Below are 22,691 nucleotides of genomic sequence, written 5' to 3' on the forward strand. Positions count from 1 at the left end.
CGGGCCGTTGCAGGCATTAGAGATGATTATGGTAAATGATCGGTTTATTTTTCCGGAAATACCACTTTAAGTATTGTTGTACTTTAGTGATTTCTTTATCAGAAAGTGGAAATCAGACTAGAATACTCGGATTTACTTTCGTTGTCCGTGAAGACGGCCTTGCCGCCTTCCATCCGCACTTTGCCTTCTGCAAGTCGCTTCAGGGCGAGTGGGTAAAGCTGGTGCTCGACGCTCAGAAGCCGCGCCGCGAGTTTCTCGGCCGTATCGTTGGAAAAGACCGGAACAGCGCCCTGAGCAATGGTCGGACCTTCATCCATGCCTTCGGTCACGAAATGCACGGTGCAGCCGGAAATCTTCATGCCGCTGTCGATGGCGCGCTGATGGGTGTTGAGACCCGGGAAAAGCGGCAGCAGCGACGGGTGGATATTGATGATGCGGCCTTCATAGGGCGCGATGAAATCGCCTGATATCAGCCGCATGTAACCGGCAAGGCAGATGATGTCGGGTGCGATTTCGCCAAGTGCGGCCAGAATCGCGCCTTCATGCTCGACCTTGCTGGCATAGGTCTTCCGCTCGAAGACGAGCGTCGGAATGCCGAGATGCTGGGCTTTTTTCAACCCGCCCGCAGAAGCCTTGTCGGAGATGACGCAAACGATTTCAGCCGGAAAATCTGCCGCCTGGCAGGCTTTCGCCAGCGACACCATGTTGGAGCCGCTGCCGGAGATGAAAACGACGACACGTGTGCGACCGGACGACAGGGCGGCGCGCATCATAGGCCGAGAGTACCCTTGTAGATCGTGCCGTGTGCGCCCTCTTGCCGGGCGACCATGCGGCCGAGCGGGAACACTGTTTCGCCTTCCGCCGTCAGCGCATCGGTAACCTTGGCGGCATTTTCAGCCGAAACCACCACGATCATGCCGACGCCGCAATTGAAGGTGCGCAGCATTTCCTTGGCCTCGACGCCGCCGGTCTTTGCCAGCCACGAGAAGACCGCCGGAACCTTGATCGCATCGAGATCGATCTCGGCGGCGAGATGTTTGGGCAGAACGCGCGGAATATTCTCGGGGAAACCACCGCCGGTAATGTGCGCCAGCGCCTTCAGCGCGCCGGTCTCGCGGATCGCCTTCAGGAGCGGCTTCACATAAATGCGTGTCGGTGTCAGCAGTGCTTCACCAAGCTTCTTGCCCTCGGTAAAGGGGGCAGGAGCGTCCCAGCCTAGACCGGAAACCGAAACGATCTTGCGCACCAGCGAAAAGCCGTTGGAGTGAACGCCGGAGGAAGACAGGCCGAGAATGACGTCACCTTCGGCAATGTCGCCGGCCGGCAGAAGCTGGCCGCGTTCGGCCGCACCCACGGCAAAGCCTGCGAGATCATAGTCACCGTCGGAATACATGCCGGGCATCTCGGCGGTTTCGCCGCCGATCAGCGCACAGCCGGATTCGCGGCAACCGGCAGCGATGCCGGAAACGATGGCCGCACCTTGATCCGGGTCGAGCTTGCCGGTGGCGAAATAATCGAGAAAGAACAGCGGCTCGGCGCCCTGAACGACGAGATCGTTGACGCACATGGCAACGAGGTCGATGCCGACCGTATCGTGATAATCCGCGTCGATGGCGATCTTCAGCTTGGTGCCGACGCCGTCATTGGCGGCCACCAGAACCGGATCGGTAAAACCAGCTGCCTTCAGATCGAAAAGGCCGCCGAAGCCGCCAATTTCGCCATCTGCGCCGGGACGCCGTGTCGAGCGCACCGCCGGTTTGATCTTTTCGACCATCAGATTGCCGGCGTCGATATCCACACCTGCGTCACTATAGGTAAGACCGTTCTTGCCCGACTGGCTCATGGCTCTCGTCTCCGCTGGTTCCTTTGGCGTCGCCATTCGCACGGGACGGGGCCTGATGCAAGGGTTTGAGTGGCAAAAGCTCCGGTTTTTAACGGCTTTGGCAGGGCTTGCGGTGTGAGACACTCATGATGCCGGCGAAGCGACACGACAGACGAGATTAAGCAACCCGTCATTGGACGTATCGGAGTTTTCCTCGATCGGCCGGCCGTTCTCGCCGAAACGGGCGACGATTTCGAAACCCGCCGCTTCCAGCTGGCGGCTCTGGGCGGCAAGGTCGATGAAATAAAACAGGCCGCTCCAGCGATGCGCCTGATCCACCAGAATGGCGTATTCAGGTGTCTGCCGGGTGGCGGCCTGCAGGCGCAGATAGTTGATCCAGCTTTGCGGATGCAGCGAATTCACCACTTCCCGCGGGTGCCAGGATCGCCGGTGCAACGGCATGCCGCCGGCCCGTTTCCATTGCCGGTTATGAAATGAGAAGATGAAATAACCGCCGGGCGCCAGAATGCTGCTGATGGCATGGATGATGGCGAGCCGATCCTCATGGCCGAAGGCGCTTAAAATCGCGAGCGCCCCGAGCACGCAGTCGAAACGCTCCGCACCGAATTGCCCGATCGCCCGCACATCCATGTCGAGAAAGGTGGCTGCCGGAAAATTGCGCCGCGCCAGCGCCAGCATGGGTTGCGAACGGTCGATGCCGATATAGTCACCCACCAGCGGCAGAAGCGGCTTCGTCGTCCGGCCAGTGCCGACCCCGAGATCAAGCAGTCGTTTGCCGGCATAGGCATGGCGAAACTGGTCTAGAATAATGCGTTCGGCCGGGTAAAGCTGCTGGTTGTCGTACCACTCGGCAATGTCGGGGTGATCGAAAAGACCGGCGTTATGTTCCGCGATGCCATTTTCACTGGTGCCTTGCATCGTGCCTCCGGTCGCCGGACATCACAGAGCGCTGCGGGCTCGCCCGACTATTATTTGATATTTGTCTAATATTGGCGGTCGGTCAACCTGCCGTTGCGACCCAAAGCCCCGGAAAGGCGGGATTTTGCCGACTGGACGAGTTTGCATTGGAAAAAGATAACCAGGCCTGGGTGCTCCGGCGGCCCGTGCGCAGCCGCGGCGGTCTTGACCATAAGCATATGGGCATCCTATCTCCATCTTGGGCGGTGACGGCACGGCGACAAGAGGATGAATGAATGCAACCCCATGTAAGCGGCATGAGCCTGCGCCGGCAGGTATTTTTCTGGATCGGCGTGCTTGCCGTCTTTGTCCTTTTCCTGATGGTCTTCAGCTCCATTCTGCTGCCCTTCGTGGCCGGCATGGCGCTTGCCTATTTTCTTGACCCGGTTGCCGACTGGCTGGAGCGTCGCGGTCTCAACCGGCTGATGGCGACGGTCGTCATTCTCGTCTCCTTCGTGCTGATCTTTGCGCTGTCGCTCATCATCATCATTCCGCTCATCGCCGCCCAGGCCTCGGAATTCATCACCCGTATCCCGCAATATATCTCGTCCCTGCAGCAGTTGATTGCCGGTGCCGATACCAACCTGCTGCCGGACTGGGTCAGCAACCAGATCGATGCCGTGAAGGAGAATTTCTCCAAGCTCCTCACCGAAGGCGCCGGTTTCATCGGCACGCTGCTGACGCAGATCTGGAACTCCGGCAAATCGCTGGTCGATGTGGTGTCGCTGCTGGTCGTCACCCCCGTTGTCGCCTTTTACCTGCTGCTCGACTGGGACCGGATGATCGACAAGGTCGACAGCTGGATACCGCGCGACTACGTGCATACCGTCCGCCAGATCGCCCGCGACATGGACAAGACGATTGCCGGTTTCGTGCGCGGGCAGGGGTCGCTCTGCATCATTCTCGGTGTTTATTATGCCGTTGGCCTGTCGCTGGTGGGCTTGAATTTCGGCCTGCTGATCGGTCTTTTCTCAGGCCTCATCAGCTTCATTCCCTATATCGGCTCCATGGTCGGCCTCATCCTTGCCGTCGGTGTCGCCATCGTGCAGTTCTGGCCGGATTACATCTATGTGTTTCTCACACTTGCCGTGTTCTTTTCCGGCCAGTTCATCGAAGGCAATATCCTGCAGCCGAAGCTCGTGGGCAAAAGCGTCGGTCTGCATCCGGTATGGCTGATGTTCGCATTGTTCGCCTTCGGCGCATTGTTCGGTTTCGTCGGTCTTCTGGTCGCGGTTCCGGCGGCTGCCGCCGTCGGCGTGCTTGTCCGCTTCGCATTGTCGCGGTATCTTGAAAGCGATCTCTACCACGGACACGCTGCCAACCTTCCCTGGGACGCCAATCCTGGCCTGGAAGAAAATGAAACGTCCTCCGCCAAGGTGGATGGTCAGGGCTGACGATGACTGACCCAATCAAAACCGATAACGCCCGGTCGAAGGCCGAGCAGCTGCCGCTCGCATTCTCACACCAGGCCGCCTCCGGCCGGGACGATCTCCTCGTGTCCGCGTCACTTGCGGCCGCCGTCAGCCTTGTCGATGAATGGCCGAACTGGCGCGCGCCGGTCGTCGTGCTGGCCGGGCCACCCGGCTCGGGAAAATCGCATCTCGCCAATATCTGGAAAAACATTGCCGGCGCCCGGGATATCCACCCGCAGGCCGGCGGTGATGCCGCGCGTGCGGCCGAGAACGGACCCGTTCTTTTCGAGGATGCCGACCGCCGCGGTTTTGACGACACCGAACTCTTCCATGTCATCAACAGCGTGCGCCAGCACGGCACGACGCTTTTGATGACAAGCCGGCAATGGCCGGCCGCATGGCCGGTAACGCTGCCGGACCTGCGCTCGCGCCTGAAGGCCGTGACGGTGGTGGAGACGGGTGAGCCAGATGAGGGGCTGCTGGCGCAGGTGCTGGTAAAACTCTTCGCCGACCGGCAGCTTTACATGGATGACAAACTCATAGGTTACATCGTCAATAGAATGGAGCGCTCGCTCGATACGGCCCAGACGATTGTGCACCGCATCGACAGGCTGGCGCTTGCGCGCGGAACGAGAATAACCCGCCCGCTGGCAGCGGAAGTCCTCAATGCGATGGACAGCGCCGCGGCGGGCAGCGAGCTGGACATCGATTGACGACTGTCACAGTTCCGTCGTCAAACTGTTATACGGGCAAGAAGGACGATCACGCGATGCAACAGGATCACGGGACGGAAATTGGTCAGGGGATGGAACAGGGCATGGACGCAGTAGCGCAGGACAACTTCGACAAGGTTCAGCCGGTGACCGAGGGCGAGAGCCTCTGGGATAGCCCCGCCCGTTTCGTCAACCGTGAATTCTCCTGGCTCCAGTTCAACCGTCGCGTTCTTGAAGAAACGCTGAATACGGATCATCCGCTTCTGGAGCGGCTGCGTTTCCTCTCCATCTCTGCCGCCAACCTCGATGAATTCTTCATGGTCCGCGTCGCCGGCCTCGAAGGCCAGGTTCGCCAGAAGATCACCGTGCGGACGCCGGATGGCAAGACGCCAGCCGAGCAGCTGGAAGACATTCTGAAGGAAATCGACAATCTGCAGATGGAACAGCAGGCCTCGCTCGCCGTGCTGCAGCAATATCTCGCCAAGGAAGAAATCTTCGTCGTGCGGCCTGCCGCACTGTCCGATGCCGACCGCACCTGGCTTGGCACCGAATTCGAAGAGCGTATCTTCCCGGTGCTGACGCCGCTGTCCATCGACCCCGCGCACCCGTTCCCCTTCATTCCCAACCTTGGCTTCTCGATGGGCCTGCAGCTCGACAGCGTCAACGGCCGCGAGCCGATGACCGCGCTCCTGCGCCTGCCACCCGCACTCGACCGCTTCGTGCGCCTGCCGGATGACAAGAACGCCATTCGTTACATCACGCTTGAAGATGTGGTCGGCCTGTTCATCCACAGGCTTTATCCCGGTTATACGGTCCGCGGCTTCGGCACCTTCCGCATCATTCGCGACAGCGATATCGAGGTGGAGGAAGAGGCGGAAGATCTGGTCCGTTTCTTCGAAAGCGCGCTGAAGCGCCGCCGCCGCGGCTCCGTTATCCGCATCGAGACCGACAGCGAAATGCCGCAGTCGCTGCGCCAGTTCGTGGTGCATGAGCTTGGCGTGCCGGACAATCGCGTCGCGGTTCTGCCGGGTCTTCTGGCACTCAACACCATTTCGGAAATCGTGCGTGCGCCGCGCGACGACCTGAAGTTCGAGCCTTACAACGCCCGTTTCCCCGAGCGCGTGCGCGAACATGCCGGCGATTGCCTCGCCGCCATCCGCGAAAAGGACATGGTGGTTCACCACCCCTATGAAAGCTTCGACGTGGTCGTGCAGTTCCTGCTGCAGGCAGCGCGCGATCCCGAAGTTCTCGCCATCAAGCAGACGCTTTACCGTACTTCCAATGACAGCCCGATTGTCCGTGCGCTGATTGATGCGGCCGAAGCCGGCAAATCCGTCACCGCTCTGGTGGAATTGAAGGCCCGCTTTGACGAAGAAGCCAACATCCGCTGGGCGCGCGATCTGGAGCGTGCCGGTGTGCAGGTGGTGTTCGGCTTCATCGAACTGAAAACCCACGCCAAGATGTCGATGGTGGTGCGCCGCGAGGACGGAAAGCTCAGAACCTATTGCCATCTCGGCACGGGCAACTATCACCCGATCACGGCCAAGATTTACACCGACCTGTCCTTCTTCACCTGCAACCCGAAGATCGCCCACGACATGGCGAATATCTTCAACTTCATCACCGGTTATGGTGAGCCGGAAGAGGGCATGAAGCTGGCGATTTCGCCCTATACGCTGCGTTCGCGCATCGTGAAGCACATCAATGAAGAGATCGAGCACGCCAAGCGTGGTGCGCCGGCGGCGATCTGGATGAAGATGAATTCGCTGGTCGATCCTGAGATTATCGATTCGCTTTACCGCGCCAGTGCGGCGGGTGTGGAGATTGATCTGGTGATCCGCGGCATCTGCTGCCTGCGCCCGCAGGTGGCCGGTCTTTCCGACAATATCCGCGTCAAATCCATCGTCGGCCGCTTCCTCGAACACAGCCGGATTTTCTGCTTCGGCAACGGTTTCGGGCTGCCGTCCGACAAGGCGCTGGTCTATATCGGCTCGGCCGACATGATGCCGCGCAACCTTGATCGCCGTGTGGAAACGCTGGTGCCGCTCACCAATCCCACCGTGCACGAGCAGGTTCTTTCACAGATTATGCTGGGCAATCTCATTGACAACCAGCAGAGCTACGAGATACTTGCGGACGGAACGTCGAGGCGCATCGAGGTGCGTAAAGGCGAAGAACCGTTCAACGCGCAGCACTATTTCATGACCAATCCCAGCCTTTCCGGACGTGGTGAAGCCTTGAAATCCAGTGCGCCCAAATTGATTGCCGGGTTGATTTCTTCCCGCAAGAAACAGGCTGAATGACTCGATCAGAAGCACAGGGGCGGCTGACCGGCCTTGCCCCCGTTTCCGTCATAGATATTGGTTCGAACTCCGTTCGTCTTGTCGTATATGAAGGTCTCTCCCGCGCGCCCGCGGTGCTGTTCAACGAAAAGGTCCTTTGTGGTCTTGGCAAAGGACTGGCGCTGACGGGCCGCATGCATGAGGAAGGCGTCAGCCGGGCGTTGATGGCGCTCAGGCGTTTCCATGCGCTTTCCGAACAGGCGCAGGCACAGGAACTTTACGTGCTGGCGACGGCGGCGGCGCGTGAAGCGGAAAACGGTCCGGATTTCATCCGCGAGGCAGAAGCCATTCTCGGTTGCGAGGTCGAGGTGCTGTCAGGCGAAAAGGAAGCGCTTTATTCCGCTTATGGAGTGATCAGCGGTTTCCATGATCCGGATGGCATTGCCGGCGACCTGGGCGGCGGTTCGCTCGAACTCATCGACATCAAGGGCAAAAGCTGCGGCGAGGGCATTACCCTGCCGCTCGGTGGCCTGAGGCTTTCCGAGCAATCGGATGGTTCGCTCGAAAAAGCAGCGACCATTGCCAGAAAACACGTCAAATCCTTTGCAAAGCTGCTGACGGCGGGTGAGGGGCGCACTTTTTATGCCGTGGGCGGCACATGGCGAAACATCGCCAAGCTGCACATGGAAATCACCGGTTACCCGCTGCATATGATGCAGGGATATGAATTGCCGCTGGAGGAAATGCTGAATTTTCTGGAGGAGGTCATTCTCTCCAGAGACAGCAAGGATCCCGCCTGGCAGGCGGTTTCCAAGAATCGCCGTTCGCTTCTGCCCTTCGGCGCCATCGCCATGCGCGAGGTTCTGAAGGTGATGAAGCCGGCAAAGATCGCCTTTTCCGCGCAGGGCGTGCGCGAAGGTTATCTCTATTCGCTGCTGACGGAAACGGAGCGGGATCTGGACCCGCTGCTGGTCACGGCCGACGAACTTGCCATTCTGCGTGCCCGTTCGCCCGAACATGCGCGTGAACTGGCGGATTGGAGCGGCCGCACCTTTCCTGTCTTCGGCATCGACGAGACGGAAGAAGAAAGCCGTTACCGCCAGGCGGCCTGCCTTCTCGCCGATATCAGCTGGCGCGCCCATCCTGACTATCGCGGCCTGCAGGCGCTCAATATCATCGCCCACTCCTCCTTCGTCGCAATTACCCATCCCGGCCGAGCCTATATAGCGCTCGCCAATTATTATCGCTTCGAGGGACTGAACGACAACGGCACCACCGAGCCGCTGGCGGCCATGGCAGGTGACCGGCTGCTGGAGCTCGGCAAGTTGCTCGGCGGCCTGCTACGCGTCGTTTACCTGTTCTCGGCCTCGATGCCGGGCGTTGTCGACCATCTGAAATTCCGCAAATCCACCAATCCCGATCTCGATCTGGAATTCGTGGTGCCACACGATTATTGCGATTTTGCCGGCGAGCGTCTGGACGGGCGTTTGCAGCAGCTGGCGAAGCTGACGGGCAAGCGGCTGGCGTTTGTGTTCGAGTAAGCCGTCTAAAGTCGCCGGCTTGCGACATCGGCCGGCATAATTTCATAACAACGATTTTTCTGAATGGCTGCCGTCGATCAATAAGATCGGCGGCTTTTTGCATTGCTGCACCTGGATCGCAGATCACATAACCAGTGGTTGATTTTTTTATTGCAACCCATGGAAGAAGGATTAAGATAAGCCACGAAAGTTTATTTGATCGTTTCTTCGGGGGAAGTCTTTCATGAAAATATTGTCTGCTATGGTAGTGTTTACTGTCGCTGTTTTTGCATCGAGTTACGCTGTCGCCCAATCGAAATGTGAAGGGAAAACTACGCGCGACATAAAGGGACTGAGTTCCGCAAAGATACTCAATGATAATGGAGTTGTCGGTTATTCGAAGGTAAACATCAATATTGATGGATACGGAAAAGCGTATCATCCAAAAAATGCAACGGCAGGTGCTCTTATTCATCTGTGCAATGCAGGCCAAGTATATCTGCCTGGTGGCGAAAAATACCATGGTTCGACCGACAATGCGACCTGCACCGAGAGGTTTATGAGCGACGTCGCGCGGATTGGTAAGGCAGGCTGGAAAGATAAATCCGTGGGCGTGGTACGCTGGTATGGCATACTCGGCAAAGACGAGGTTTCCATGAAGGGCGAGCTTGTGCGCGGAGTCGTTCCTGTGGAGCAATCGGACGGTAGCGGTTTCTTTGTCTCGCCAACAAAATTTGCCGATCAAAGCATCAGGGATGAAGCCGTTCAGCGTCGTTACGTCAACCCTCTGAGAATTCCCGCCGGCGTCATTCCAGAAAGCACCATTCTTGCTTCCAATGGCATTGTCATGGGCTCCTTCGGAGTTGCCATCCGCAAGGATAAAAAAATTGCGGTGCCTTTCGTGGTTGGGGATGCCGGCCCGAGAGTTGGAGAGGGAACACCCGCCCTTGCGCGATCACTTGCCGGTCTGCCAATCACCGACAATGTCACGCGTAACAACAGATTCGCCGGTCAGGTGGAGACTGCAGATGTCCTGTGGGTGTTTTTCGGAAACAAAATACCGGCGGTCAAATACGATGCGAGCAACGAAAACGCCCTGATTGTCGCCTCAAAGAAGGCATTCGCCGATTGGGGCGGCCAGCAACGTCTGGATGACTGCCTGAAATAGTACCCTATTTCAGGAAAATCAGCGACGACGCTGGTTTTGCACATCGCTTGATTTCATCGTTGCGCGCGCGCGGCTCCGAACCTGTTTCGGGGCTGGGGAAACTGGCTTGCCTTCGTTTTAGATGAGATCAACCGTGCCCCAGCGCCTTCCTGATGCAGGCGCTGAGATAGGCATATTGCAGGGGTGTGATCTTTGCCATCGCTTCGGTGCGGGTGGCGGGCCTGTCCTGATAACCGACGGGAATATCAAACTGGGCGAAGGTGAAATCCCAGCGAATGTCATCAACGATATTGTAGAAATGGTCGGCGCCGCTGACGGCGGTTTTGGCGATCTCACCGCCGAAAATATCCTGAACCACCAGAGCGGTGACGCTGCCCTGTCCACGGGCGGGGTTTTCCCGCGACCACAGGCTGCTGGTCTCGCCCGACCAGCTTTTCCTCAGCGCATAATAAAGTCGTTCGGCATGATCCTGCATGAAGAGGTCTTTCCCGTTTCGGAGCCGGGCTCCGGGTCAGGCATGACTGGAAAAAAGCGGAGCGCCGCGCCTCTTCTGGAGGCTGCAAGGACGCTCCGCCCTGTTGAATATGCGCAGTCGCGCGGGTGGTGCCGGAACCAGTTCCGGCACCGTTTTACTTACTTGGCGTCGAGCAGGTCCTTGACTTCCAAGAGGACGAATTCGTTATCGTCAGCCTTGTCCAGCGCACGACCTGCCGAGAAGGGCAGGTTGTTGTCGTTGCCGACGATGATATGCGTGGCGTCGACGCGGTCGACATTCTCGATGGTGACAAAAGGCATGTCGTAATAGCCGTTGCCGCCGCCCTGACGTTTCTTGTTGTCAGGATCGGAGATCTTCAGAAGATCGATATAGCCGATCTTGCGGGCGGCCTTGCCGACATTGGCGTCATTGAACTCGATCTTGTAGATGCGCTTGACCTTGGAAGGCACGGCAAAGCAGTTTGCTTCCGGCTTCTTCGGATCGGCGCACGCCTTGTCGGCGGTGCCGGCGCCATTGTCACGTTCGATGACCAGCGCCGTGCTGTCATCAAGCATGTTGAAGTCGCCGATGGCTTCGCCGCCCTCTGCCAGCGGATAGAGCCAGGTGCGGCCGGTCCATTCCTTCTTGGCGGTGTCGAGTTCGATGATCCGAAGGCCGGTCGAACCGTCTTCGGTTTTCTCCACCTGGCCATCGGCGGTGTAGAGCGGGCCTTCCAGCAGACCGTAGAGCTTCGAACCGTCCTTGGAGAGCGCCATGCCTTCATAACCGCCGGAGCGTTTCAGGTTGAAGGCAGGCATTTTCTGCGTCGGGTTGCCGGGCAGGGCCAGAGTCGGATGATCCGGCGACTTCACGTCGATGTCACCAGCCTTGGTGGCAATGACGTCGGTCAGCTTGCCGTCACGGGTGAATTTCAGGACGTAAGGACCGAACTCTTCGCCCACCCAGAAACCATCGGCTACAGGCTGAATGGATTCGACGTCGAAATCGGCGCCCGTCAGGTAACGCTTGCTCGATCCTTCGAGAACGAGCGGGAAGGGCGCTTTCATGTCAGGGTCGGAGAGAAACACGGTTTCAAGCGCGTTGACCTTGCCGGCGTCCCAGTCGAACTTCAGATGGTGAAGCATGAGCATGGCGTCGCTGGAATTCAGCTTGGAACCGAAGCCGTTGTCGGAAAGGCTCCAGAAGCTGCCGTCGGCCATGGCCTTGATACCGGAAAAGCCCTGCATCGGCTGGCCGTTGAACGGCATGGAAAGACCGGTCAGGCGAACGCCGTCTTTGCCGGGCACGGTGCCGAGGCCCTCGGCGCGCTTGCGGTCGGCCGTCGTGAACTTGGCGGAGGTCTTGAGGTGCTCCGGCGCATCTGATGGTGCAGGGATGATGGTGTTGGCCGGCAGAATGGCGTGGGAGACCAGCTTTGCCGGAAACTCCTTCTCGGCCGCATAAGATGTGGTGGCAAGCGCGAGAACTGCGCAGGACGCGAAAAGAATGTGCTTCATGGATAAGACCCCTCGATACCTGTTGAAGACAGGATTGAGGCGATAGGGGCGCTCCATGACAGGCAGGTGATTGTCGTTTGAAGCTTTGATGAATTTTGATGACGGCTGCCGTCTCCAAACGGGACAGCACGGCTTCTTCCAGCCAATTGCCCTTATGCGGCAGGGGCCTGATACTGGCTGAGCGTGCATACACCCAGTGTCTGGCCACGGCCCTTGACCGCATGTTCACCGAGATATTCGCTGCGCACACCCTTTGGAAGAACCAGCTGATGGGCAAGGTCTGCGGAAATCAGCACCGGGTGGCCGAGCATCTTGCTCAGTGATTCGAGGCGCGAGGTCGTGTTCACCGTATCGCCGAAATAGGTGATCTTGTGGTGATCGACGCCGATTTCCGCTGTTATGACCGGCCCGCCATGGATGGCGAAGCGCAGGCGCGGCACTTCGCCGAATCGGGAAATCCACATGTCGCGTTTTTCCTCGATGGTCGCCAGAATATCGAAGACACAGCGCACGCAGGCCGCCCGCCTGATTGCCATGTGATAGGGCCAGGTGATGATGGCGGCGTCGCCAATATAGTCATCGATGACGCCGCCATGTTTCCGGACCGGTGCGGCATAGCTCGCGAAGATTTCGCCGAGAAACTCCTGGGCCTTCAGGTCGCCATTGGTTTCGGCAAATGAGGTGGAGCCGACAAGATCGATGAAGATGAAGACGCGGTCTTCGCTGACCGGTCGGCGATAGCGCCCGAGAATGAGATCGATGAAGATGTCGCGGCCGAGAAGCTCGCGCACCCGCATGATGAAAACGATGATGCCGCAGACGATGAGGGTGAAGACGAGCGTCTGCACTTCGGCATGCACTGCCCGTTTCCAGGTGCCGGGAAATATCCCGCTCAGCCACAGGATGGTGCCGCCAAGCCCGAAGCCGCAGAAAACGAGAACGGCATAGATGATCAGGCCGACGGCGATATAGACCGGTGTCGGCAATGCGCTGACCCGCCGCGACAGGCCGGGCATGATGTAACCGCGCTCAAAAGCGAGAATGGGTGCGCAGGCAAACAGTGCATAGGTCGCGCCGATCAATGCGCCGCCGCCATATTCCAGAAATGCGTAGGCCACCCCGGCGCCGGCCACGGCAACGAAGAGCACCACGTAATCCAGAATGGGCAGCAATTTTCTCATGTCGGTTCTTGGGTCTCGGGCAGGGAAGGCTTGGCCTCGGGAAGGAAGAACTGGCCGCTCCCGTCGGCGAAGCTTCTGTTGCGGTCATATGCGACATTAATGTGGAAAATGCGCTGCAAAAAGTGACCTTTCGGTAAGGTCACATGAAGGATTGGAAAGGTTGTTGCCCTGTTGCCGCAAAACGGGCGCACAGGTGGCATTACGTCTAATATGATGTTCTGTAATAGACAGTTTCAAGCGGGGATTGCGGCCGGTCATCCGGCGAACGGTTCGACCATTTGACCGGAAAGGCGGCAAAACGCAGCCGCTTGCCGTCGATCCATGCCCGGTCGAACAGGGTTTCTCCCTTGTGGGCAAAGGTGATGGCTGCACAGGTCCGGCCATCGACATCAAAGGGAACATTCTCCTTCCAGCCGTTCAGGCCGCAGCCGGTGCCCTTCGGGTCGCCGTTGTAGTGGGCAACGACGTCGGCGTCATTCGGTGTCATGGTAATCGCGGTGACGGTATGGGCAAAGAGCATGCTGTCATGGTCTCTCAGGCCACCATCAAGCGTGCCTTCATAACGTACCTGCACCGTGGGTTGCTGGCAGCCATTGCGGGCATAGATCTGCGAGACGGCGTGCATGCGATCACCGCGTATCGTGATGCGTGTGACGATGCCATGCCGGTCGTTCTTGCCGATCTTCAGGCAGTCGGTCGTCCATTCGCCCTGAAGATCGACCTTGCCGTCATCGGCGCGCGCGGAAAAAGGGGCGGGGAGAATGCCTGCGGCCGCCACAAGGGCGGCCAGCAGCAGGATGCGGGCAGGTTTCATCACAAGACCCTCAAAGCGCAACGATGTGCACAGGGATGGACCGCGATACGGGCAAAATTGGGGTTAAAAGCGAGGGGTTACTCGCCGCTCACCGCAACCTCAACCGCCTCGACCTTCTTGCCGGCAAAACGCAGCGCCACTTCGCCGTTGATGAGTTTCAGCGCCACATCGCCGAAGAGTTCGCGCCGCCAGCCGGTCAGTGCCCCCACGGTCGCGTTTTCACCTTCAGCGGCGATCTTGTCCAGATCGTCGCTGTTGGCGATGACCTTGGCGGCAACGCCGTGCTTGTCGGCCGTCAGCTTCAGCAGAACCTTCAAGAGTTCCACGGCAGCACCGGAACCTTCCGGCGCGTGGCTGTGGCGCGGCGCCTTGGGCATTTCCTCTTTTGGCAATGCCAGCGCAGCATTTACGGTTTCGATGATGGCGGTGCCCGAAGTGGAGCGTTCCCAGCCCTTCGGGATCGTACGCAGGCGCGACAGCGCCTCGGCATCCTTTGGCTGCTGCTGGGCGATTTCGAAGATCGCATCATCCTTCAGGACGCGCGAACGTGGCACGTTGCGCGAGCGCGCCTCACGCTCGCGCCAGGCGGCGACGAATTTGAGGATGGCGAGCTCGGTCGGCTTGCGCAGGCGCGATTTCAGCCGCAGCCACGCATCGTCGGGATGCATGTCATAGGTGTCACGCGATTCCAGAATGTCCATCTCTTCGGTCAGCCACAGCGAGCGGCCTTCGCGCTCCAGCTGCGACTTCAGCGAGAGATAGACGTCGCGCAGATGGGTCACGTCGGCCAACGCGTAATCCAGCTGTTTTTCGGTCAGCGGGCGGCGGCTCCAGTCGGTGAAGCGCGAGGATTTGTCGATCTGCACATTCTTGATCTTCTGCACCAGCTGGTCGTAGGAGATCGAATCGCCGAAACCGCAGACCATGGCGGCGACCTGGGTGTCGAAGATCGGGTGCGGAATGAGCCCACCGAGATGGTAGATGATTTCGATATCCTGCCGTGCGGCATGGAAAACCTTCACGACAGCAGGATTGGCCATCAGCTCGAAAAGCGGCGTGAGATCGAGACCCTTGGCGAGCGGATCGACCAGCACTTCAAGCGTCGGGCTTGCCATCTGCACGAGACAAAGCTCCGGCCAGAAGGTCGTTTCCCGCAGGAACTCGGTGTCGATGGTGATGAATTCCGATTTCGCCAGTTCCGTGCAGGCTTCGGCGAGGGCGGCAGTCGTTTCAATCATTGCAAATGGCCACTCGTGAAAATTATCCGTCTTACTTTCCCTTTGCCGGGCGCATGTCAATACAAAGCCCGCCTTTGAAGGCTCAAGGATCGTTTTTCTCGGGCGGATTGGGCTCCGTCCCGTCCTTTTTGGGCGGCATGGGGGCTGCGAGCTTCTGAAAATAGGCTGACGTGCGCAAAAGCGAACGGAACCGCCAGTTCCTCTCCTCCACGGGAACACCCTCGCGCACCCGCAGCCGATATATGGTGTAGGCGATGAAAACGATCTGGATCGCGGCGGTGTAGCTGAACAGTGCCTTCGGGCCGAACTGGTCGATGAGAACGGAAGCGAGCAGGGGGCCGACAGTCGCACCCACCGACCAGAAGAACAAGAGCCCGGCCGAAACCATCGCATGTTCGCCTTCCTTGGCATGGTCGTTGCCGTGGGCGGAACTGAGCGAATAAAGCGGCAGGGCGAATGCGCCGAACACGAAGACGCCGATGATGTTGCTCCACTCGTCGGTGCCCGCGAAGAAGGCTAGAAACAGGCCGACGATCACCGAGCCCGCGGTGGTGGCGAGAATGATGATGCGTCGGTCATAACGATCGGAATAGACACCGAGCGGATATTGGAGCACAACGCCGCCGATGATGCCGGCGCTCATGAAGGTGGCGATCGCCGTTACCGAAAGGCCGATCTGTTCGGCGTAGATCGGGCCTATGTTGCGAAAAGCCGCCATGCTGAGACCGACGGCGACGCAGCCGACCACTGCAAGTGGTGAAATGCGCCAGACGGCGAAAAGATTGAAAGGTATCTGTTTCGGCGGGGCGGGGTTGGATTTGTCGGCAAGCGAGATCGGCACCAGCGACAGCGAAAGCGCCATGGCGATCAGCGAAAACACCACCGGGCCATCGATGCCGGCGACGGGTATGATGTATTGCGCCAGCGTGACGGAGCCGAGATCGACGAAACGATAGATGGAGAGTGTCCGCGCCCGGTTGGAATTTGTCACCTGCGCATTGATCCAGCTTTCGATGGCCGCGAAAAGACAGGCAACCGCAATGCCGATGATGAAGCGCATCGCCAGCCAGAACAGCGGATGCAGGATGAGCGGCATGGCAATCGACGCGGCCGACGCCACGGCCGCCATGGTGGCAAAAGTGCGGATATGGCCGATCTTGCGCAGCAGGCGTGTCACCGAAATGCAGCCGAGCGCGAAACCGAGACTATAGGCGGCGCTGATGAGGCCGATGGTGCTGGCCGAAAACCCTTCGGACAGGCCGCGCAGCGCGATATAGGTTCCCTGCAGGCCATTGCCGCCGATCAGGATGCCGGCGGTGACGAGAAGCGGGATAAGGGGTCTGATCTGGCTCATTGCGGGCCGACTCGGTTTGGCGGGCTGAATAAGCACTATCTAAAGCCAAGGCGGGGGAAAGGACAGTCAGGAGGCGACAATCTTGCGCTTTGCCTTGACAAATCAGGCTGGTCATGCGTTTTTCCGGCCAAATTCGACAGTGCGGCTGATCTGGCCCACGACACGTTCCAGGATATAAAAATGCATCGTTACCGCAGCCACACCTGTGCCGCTCTTCGCAAGTCCGACGTCGGCGAAACCGTTCGCCTTTCCGGTTGGGTTCACCGCGTGCGAGATCATGGCGGCGTTCTCTTCATCGACCTTCGCGACCATTACGGAATCACCCAGGTGGTGGCCGATCCCGATAGCCCGGCCTTCAAGGTTGCCGAGACGGTGCGCGGCGAATGGGTGATCCGCATCGACGGTCTGGTCAAGGCGCGTTCAGAGGACACCATCAACAAGGGCATGGCGACCGGCGAGATCGAGCTTTACGCGCAGGAAATCGAGGTTCTGGGTGTTGCCAAGGAATTGCCGCTGCCCGTCTTCGGCGAGCCGGAATATCCCGAGGACGTTCGCCTCAAGTACCGCTTCCTCGACCTGCGCCGCGAGACACTGCACAGGAACATCGTCAAGCGCACGCAGATCATCTCTTCCATGCGCAAGGGCATGGGTGAACTGGGCTTTGCCGAATACACGACGCCGATCCTCACCGCATCCTCGCCGGAAGGTGCACGCGACTTCCTCGTTCCCTCGCGCATCCACGAAGGCCAGTTCTTCGCGTTGCCGCAGGCGCCGCAGCAGTACAAGCAGCTTCTGATGGTGGCCGGTTTCGACCGCTACTTCCAGATCGCTCCGTGCTTCCGCGATGAAGACCCGCGTGCCGACCGTCTGCCGGGTGAATTCTACCAGCTCGATGTCGAAATGAGCTTCGTGACCCAGGAAGATGTCTGGACCACGATGGAACCGATGATGACGGCCGTGTTCGAACAGTTTGCCGACGGCAAGCCGGTGACGAAACAATGGCCGCGCATTCCCTATGACGAATCGATCCGCAAATACGGCTCCGACAAGCCGGACCTGCGCAACCCGATCGTCATGGAAGCCGTGACCGAACATTTCGATGGTTCGGGCTTCAAGGTCTTCGCCAACATGATCGCTTCCAACCCCAAGGTTCAGGTCTGGGCAATCCCGGCCAAGACCGGCGGCTCGCGCGCTTTCTGCGACCGCATGAACGCATGGGCGCAGTCTCAGGGCCAGCCGGGCCTCGGCTACATCTTCTGGAAGGAAGAGGACGGCAAGGTCGGCGGTTCCGGTCCGCTTGCCAAGAACATCGGCGAGGAACGCACCGAGGCGCTACGCCAGCAGCTCGGCCTGGAAGCGGGTGATGCCTGCTTCTTCGTCGCCGGCGATCCCGCCAAGTTCTACAAGTTCGCCGGCGAGGCGCGCACCCGCGCCGCCGACGAGCTGAACCTGATCGATCGCGACCGTTTCGAAATGTGCTGGATCGTCGATTTCCCCTTCTTCGAATACAACGACGAAGAAAAGAAGATCGACTTTGCTCACAACCCGTTCTCCATGCCGCAGGGTGGTATGGAAGCGCTGGAAGGGCAGGATCCGCTCTCCATCAAGGCGTTCCAGTATGACGCGGTCTGCAACGGCTTCGAAATCGCCTCCGGCTCGATCCGTAACCAGTCGCCCGAGCTGATGGTCAAGGCCTTCGAAAAGGTGGGCCTCAGCCAGACGGACGTGGAAGAGCGCTTCGGCGGTCTCTACCGGGCCTTCCAGTACGGCGCGCCTCCGCATGGCGGTTGCGCATTCGGCATCGACCGTGTGGTCATGCTGCTGGTCGGCGCCAAGAACCTGCGCGAAATCACGCTGTTCCCGATGAACCAGCAGGCGCAGGATCTCTTGATGAACGCCCCGTCGCCGGCAACGCCGACGCAGCTTCGCGAACTGGCGCTGCGCGTTATTCCGTCCAAAAAGGACTGATCTGGATTTATTCAGGTTCAAACAAAGGGCTGGCGGCAACGCCGGCCCTTTTTGTTTTTGCAACGAACGCGGCAAAGTCACAATTTTACCGCGAGTTAAACCGAATTCCGCGCACAATCAGCCGAAATCCACTTCCAGTATAGGCTCCGCGTTCACCTGGGGGACGCAAGACTATTTGGGGTTTTAAACTTGGGACAGCGCCGGCCGAACTTCGCTTTCGGTTTCGGCGCGATCATATTTATAAGGATTTCAGAATGGTACATGAAACGGAAAAAGATATCGCGCCGGCGGGTGGATATGCACCTCCAGCCCCGCCGCGCGGCAATTTCGCCGTCAGCCTGCGCTCGCCGGGCGCCAAGTTCCTGATGATCGGCTTCATATCCATGGTTCTGCTCGTGCCGCTCCTGCTTGTCTGGGGGTTGACGGAAGAGCGCGCCTCGCGGGCGGAAGATGTGTCGGGGCGAATTGCCAATGGCTGGGGCGGTGATCAGGTGGTGAACGGTCCCTATCTTGCCGTGCCTTTCGACGTGGACCGCCGCCGCGAGGTGAATGGCCAGAGCATCGTCGACCGCACGACGGAATGGGTGCTGGTCATGCCGGAAACGCTTGATGTCGCGGCCGATCTGAAGACCGAGGAAAAGCAGCTGTCGATCTACAGCCTGCCGGTCTATAACAGCAACATCGCGCTGAGAGGCCGCTTCGGTTCCGGCATCCTGCAGGACCTCGCGCGCTTTTCCGGCACGCCACGACTCGAAAACGCCATTCTCGTCCTCAGCATACAGGATATGACCGGCATCCGCTCCAGCGCCGGCGTCAAAATCGATGGCGGCCCGGTTCTGCCCTTTGATCCCGGCATGCGGGATATTTCGGTGATGACCAACCGCGCCGGTCCAGAGGTATCGATCCGGTCCGATGCCGGTGTGCACAGGCCGATTGAGAGAAACCTCATCGAAACCGGCTTCGCCTTCGATATCGCCTTTTCCCTGAATGGTTCAGGCAGTTTCGCCGTGGCGCCGGCCGGCCAGACGACGAGCTTTGCGGCAAACGCCGATTGGCCACATCCCGGCTTCGAAGGCCTGTTCCTACCCGAGCAGAAGACCGTCACCGCTACGGATTTCAAGGCGAACTGGACCATTCCTTATCTTGCGAGAGGCATAGACCGGGTGGTCGAGGGCACGCGTCTGCCACTGTCGGGCAGCCTGATGACGATCAACCTCGTCGAACCCGTGAAATTTTACCAGATCATCGCCCGAACGCTGAAATATTCGATCGGTTTCATCTCACTGGTCTTCCTTGCCGTCTTCATCGTTGAACTCAAGGGCGGCACTGTCGTGCACTGGATACAATATGTGCTGACGGGGTTGGCGCTGATTATTTTCTACGTGTTGCTGCTGGCGCTCTCCGAGCATACGGGCTTCACGGTTGCCTATATCACGGCATCAACAGCGACGGCGGCGCTGATCGCGTTTTATCTCGGTAGTGCAACCAATAGTCGCAGGAATGGTGTGGCGTTGTTTACCGTATTGGCGGTCGCCTACGGCGTCATGTATCTGGTTTTGAACGAAGACGAATATGCGTTGCTGGCAGGTGCTGTGATCTCCTTCATTGCTATAGCCGCAACCATGTACGCCACCCGCCGGGTCGATTGGTCGGGGGCAGGCGCTTCGCAGATGCGCAACTCCGCAAACGAGGTGGCATAGTCTAGCCTGCTCCCACGGGATTGATCTCAATCGACGTAACTCCCTGTTTTTCCTTATCCGGCTTGGAGTCAGATGAGAAAAGCAGGGAGGCAATACTGAGGCGGGAAAGCAGCGCTTTCCGCCTCCTGTCTACTCTGTTTTCCCGACAAGTATCTTTATCGTGCAGGCTTTTTGCTTGCCGGGATCTCCTGTCTATTCCGCTTAACCTGTGGATTGTCATAAAAACTTAATCAAACTGACAAATCCGGTAGAGAACTTCTTAAGTCTTGTCGATCATTCATCGCCCCCATGAAATTTCACAAATGAGGGTTGAATGTTTTCGCTGGTCTCGACGTTCAAAATAGCGCATCGCGTGTCCATGCTGGCGCTGGCTGCGCTGTGCGGTATCGCCGTCATCTCGGGCATGCTGTTGTGGCAACGGCAGATGGAGGAGCGTTATCGCATCGCCGAAGACACGTTGATCCAGAGGGACGGGGTGTTGACGACGCTTGTGGACGCTCTGCATGAAAGCCGTCTTCACCAGAGGGACTTCCTGCTTTCCAGGGACATGAATTCCGTTGCGCAGTTCGACCAGACGATGGGCAAGGTTGGGCAGTCCGTCAATTCTCTCGAAGGCAGCGCCACGCCGCAGGCCCGCGTGAAACTTGATGCGCTGGCGCAGGGTGTTGCTGCCTATGGAGAACGCATGAAAGCGCTGGTTTCCAAAAATCAGGAGCTGGGTCTCACCCCCGCGGAAGGTCTTGAAGGCGCGATGCGCAATGGTGTGCATTCCATTGAAAAACACATCGACACCGTTGCCAATGCCGAAATCCGGGCCAGCATGTTGATGATGCGCAGGCACGAGAAGGATTTCATCCTGCGGCGCGACGAAACCTATGCGACAAAACACGCCGCCGAGGTGGAAACCTTCAAGGCGCTGGTGAAGCTGGAGTACCGGCCGGGCGTCGAGCGCCAGCGCATCATGGACGCGCTGGAAATCTACACCGCCTCCTTCCGCTTTTATGCGCAGGCGGTGCTGGAGGAGCAGGCGGCACGCGAGACGGTTGCCACGGCCTATACCGCATTGCTGCCGCTCGTCGCCGATATTTCCTCGGCCTATCGGCAGGAGCGGCAGGCAAGCGCGCTGCAGAACAAAAATGCGGCGGAAACCACGGTTTCGATCGTCGTCGCCCTCATTGCCCTGACCGTCGTGATCCTTTTTGCCGGGGTCTATCTCATTGGCCGTTCGATAACCCGCCCCGCGACCTTGATCACTGGTGCGATGCGTCGCCTTGCCGAAGGTGAAACCGAATTCGACGTTCCCGGCCTGCGCCGTAAGGATGAATTCGGCGCCATGGCGCAGGCGTTGGAAATTTTCCGTCAGGCCGCCATCGCCAAGATCGAACTGGAGAACCAGACTTTTGCGGCCCGGCAACAGGCGGAAGACCAAAAGGCCCGTTTCCAGCGCGAGGCGGAGGCGGAGGCACAGGCGCGGCTGATGCAGGCGACGAGCGGTCTTGCGGCAGCGCTGCACCGTCTTGCCGCCGGTGATCTCTCCTTCGAGTTGAACGAGCCTTTCGCTCCGGATTTCGAGACGCTGCGCCACGATCTCAACCGCACCATCCGCCAGCTGGATGCCGCCATGTCCGGCGTCGTGCAGTCGAGCGTGGCAATCGACGGCGGCAGCCAGGAAATCAGCCAGAGCGCTGCCGATCTTGCCCGCCGCACCGAGCAGCAGGCCGCCTCGCTGGAAGAAACTGCCGCCGCTCTCGATGAGCTGACCGCGAATATCCGCATCTCGGCGGAGCGTGCTGTGGAAGCCCGCACGGTCGCCCATTCTGCCGATGAGGATGCCAGCCGCACGGCCGACCTCGTCGTCGATACGATCATGGCCATGGAAAAGATCGAACAGTCATCCGGCAAGATCGGCAGCATTATCAGCGTCATCGATGAGATCGCCTTCCAGACCAACCTTCTTGCGCTCAATGCCGGCGTCGAGGCAGCCCGTGCGGGCCAGGCGGGACGCGGTTTCGCCGTCGTCGCCCAGGAGGTGCGCGAACTGGCGCAGCGCTCTGCAAAAGCCGCGGCCGAGATCAAGGTGCTGATCCGCAACTCCAGCACCGAGGTGAAGGATGGTGCGCGTTTCGTGCGGGAAACCGGCGCAGCCCTTTCGCGCATCGGCGGCTCGGTCAAGACAATCAACGGCCATATCGAAGCCATCGCCGTTGCGACAAAGGAGCAGTCGCTCGGGCTTTCCGAGATCAATACCGCCGTCAACAATCTGGATCAGGGCACGCAGCAGAATGCCGCCATGGTCGAGGAAAACAATGCCGCCAGCGCCATGCTGGCGAGCGAGACGGGCCGCCTCAAGGATCTGGTCTGTCAGTTCCGGCTGAGCGATATGGATGTGGAGGAGCATGGCTTGCGCGAAGCGGCCTGATACCTCATTTTGCTGCATCGAAAAGCGGGCGCGCAACTTGCCGCCCGCTTTTTTGCTGTTTATAGGTGGGGTACTCACCACGGACCCGGTGAAATCCCGGGTGGCTCTTCTGGCCGCCGATCCGCCAGAC

At 59.1% G+C, this 22,691-nt stretch carries 17 protein-coding genes and 1 other annotated feature (1 of these 18 only partly in view); of the genes, 8 read left to right on the top strand and 9 right to left on the bottom strand.

Annotated features, from left to right (window positions below):
• Window positions 1–98: 98 nt before the first annotated feature.
• The 3 genes from purN to PL640_RS05290 form a co-directional block, all read right to left on the bottom strand.
• Complete coding sequence (gene purN / locus PL640_RS05280; RefSeq protein WP_271361019.1) at window positions 99–773, bottom strand: phosphoribosylglycinamide formyltransferase; 675 nt, start codon at window positions 771–773, stop codon at window positions 99–101.
• Window positions 770–1,843 carry a phosphoribosylformylglycinamidine cyclo-ligase gene (gene purM / locus PL640_RS05285; RefSeq protein ID WP_271361020.1) on the bottom strand — a complete coding sequence of 358 codons (1,074 nt, stop codon included), beginning with the start codon at window positions 1,841–1,843 and terminating at the stop codon, window positions 770–772. The genes purN and purM overlap by 4 nt, the downstream gene beginning before the upstream one ends.
• Window positions 1,844–1,966: 123 nt before the next feature.
• Window positions 1,967–2,761: a class I SAM-dependent DNA methyltransferase gene (locus PL640_RS05290; RefSeq protein WP_271361021.1), complete on the bottom strand. Its 795-nt coding sequence runs from the start codon at window positions 2,759–2,761 to the stop codon at window positions 1,967–1,969.
• A gap of 275 nt (window positions 2,762–3,036) precedes the next feature.
• On the opposite strand from PL640_RS05290, the gene PL640_RS05295 reads away from it, so the two are divergent.
• The 5 genes from PL640_RS05295 to PL640_RS05315 all read left to right on the top strand — a co-directional run bounded on the left by PL640_RS05295 (window position 3,037) and on the right by PL640_RS05315 (window position 9,895).
• The gene (locus tag PL640_RS05295) at window positions 3,037–4,194 is read left to right on the top strand and encodes an AI-2E family transporter (RefSeq protein ID WP_271361022.1); all 1,158 of its coding nucleotides are present in this window, start codon (window positions 3,037–3,039) and stop codon (window positions 4,192–4,194) included.
• Between the two features lie 2 nt (window positions 4,195–4,196).
• Window positions 4,197–4,925: a DnaA regulatory inactivator HdaA gene (gene hdaA, locus PL640_RS05300; protein ID WP_271361023.1), complete on the top strand. Its 729-nt coding sequence runs from the start codon at window positions 4,197–4,199 to the stop codon at window positions 4,923–4,925.
• Window positions 4,926–4,981: 56 nt separating this feature from the next.
• Complete coding sequence (locus PL640_RS05305; RefSeq protein WP_161991213.1) at window positions 4,982–7,228, top strand: RNA degradosome polyphosphate kinase; 2,247 nt, start codon at window positions 4,982–4,984, stop codon at window positions 7,226–7,228.
• Entirely contained in the window at window positions 7,225–8,748 is a 1,524-nt protein-coding gene (ppx, locus tag PL640_RS05310) for an exopolyphosphatase (protein ID WP_046798850.1), read from the top strand. The genes PL640_RS05305 and ppx overlap by 4 nt, the downstream gene beginning before the upstream one ends.
• A 223-nt stretch (window positions 8,749–8,971) precedes the next feature.
• Window positions 8,972–9,895 (top strand): hypothetical protein, encoded by a 924-nt coding sequence (locus PL640_RS05315; RefSeq protein WP_271361024.1) that lies wholly within the window; start codon window positions 8,972–8,974, stop codon window positions 9,893–9,895.
• 127 nt (window positions 9,896–10,022) lie between these two features.
• Here the strand turns inward: PL640_RS05315 and PL640_RS05320 are convergent, their stop codons facing one another.
• The 6 genes from PL640_RS05320 to PL640_RS05345 all read right to left on the bottom strand — a co-directional run bounded on the left by PL640_RS05320 (window position 10,023) and on the right by PL640_RS05345 (window position 16,474).
• The gene (locus tag PL640_RS05320; RefSeq protein ID WP_046798852.1) at window positions 10,023–10,370 is read right to left on the bottom strand and encodes a YunG family protein; all 348 of its coding nucleotides are present in this window, start codon (window positions 10,368–10,370) and stop codon (window positions 10,023–10,025) included.
• Between the two features lie 158 nt (window positions 10,371–10,528).
• Entirely contained in the window at window positions 10,529–11,887 is a 1,359-nt protein-coding gene (locus PL640_RS05325; RefSeq protein ID WP_271361025.1) for an esterase-like activity of phytase family protein, read from the bottom strand.
• Between the two features lie 152 nt (window positions 11,888–12,039).
• Window positions 12,040–13,068 carry an adenylate/guanylate cyclase domain-containing protein gene (locus PL640_RS05330; RefSeq protein WP_052820378.1) on the bottom strand — a complete coding sequence of 343 codons (1,029 nt, stop codon included), beginning with the start codon at window positions 13,066–13,068 and terminating at the stop codon, window positions 12,040–12,042.
• Window positions 13,069–13,273: 205 nt separating this feature from the next.
• The gene (locus PL640_RS05335) at window positions 13,274–13,882 is read right to left on the bottom strand and encodes a hypothetical protein (protein WP_161991172.1); all 609 of its coding nucleotides are present in this window, start codon (window positions 13,880–13,882) and stop codon (window positions 13,274–13,276) included.
• 77 nt (window positions 13,883–13,959) lie between these two features.
• Entirely contained in the window at window positions 13,960–15,120 is a 1,161-nt protein-coding gene (gene rnd / locus PL640_RS05340; protein WP_142839535.1) for a ribonuclease D, read from the bottom strand.
• Between the two features lie 82 nt (window positions 15,121–15,202).
• Window positions 15,203–16,474: an MFS transporter gene (locus tag PL640_RS05345; protein WP_142839536.1), complete on the bottom strand. Its 1,272-nt coding sequence runs from the start codon at window positions 16,472–16,474 to the stop codon at window positions 15,203–15,205.
• Window positions 16,475–16,654: 180 nt separating this feature from the next.
• On the opposite strand from PL640_RS05345, the gene aspS reads away from it, so the two are divergent.
• From aspS to PL640_RS05360, 3 genes are all read left to right on the top strand, one after another.
• Window positions 16,655–18,442, top strand: coding sequence for an aspartate--tRNA ligase (gene aspS, locus PL640_RS05350; protein WP_271361026.1), 1,788 nt, complete (start codon window positions 16,655–16,657; stop codon window positions 18,440–18,442).
• A gap of 254 nt (window positions 18,443–18,696) precedes the next feature.
• Window positions 18,697–20,142, top strand: coding sequence for a cell envelope integrity protein CreD (gene creD, locus PL640_RS05355; RefSeq protein ID WP_271361027.1), 1,446 nt, complete (start codon window positions 18,697–18,699; stop codon window positions 20,140–20,142).
• A gap of 313 nt (window positions 20,143–20,455) precedes the next feature.
• Entirely contained in the window at window positions 20,456–22,561 is a 2,106-nt protein-coding gene (locus PL640_RS05360; RefSeq protein WP_271361028.1) for a methyl-accepting chemotaxis protein, read from the top strand.
• Between the two features lie 78 nt (window positions 22,562–22,639).
• Window positions 22,640–22,691: a sequence feature (sul1 is cis-regulatory element that is thought to sense ions involved in sulfur or methionine metabolism; They are found in Alphaproteobacteria), on the top strand; it runs 4 nt beyond the window's last position.

The sequence above is a fragment of the Agrobacterium sp. ST15.16.024 genome, from assembly GCF_027956545.1.
Classification (GTDB): domain Bacteria; phylum Pseudomonadota; class Alphaproteobacteria; order Rhizobiales; family Rhizobiaceae; genus Agrobacterium; species Agrobacterium cucumeris.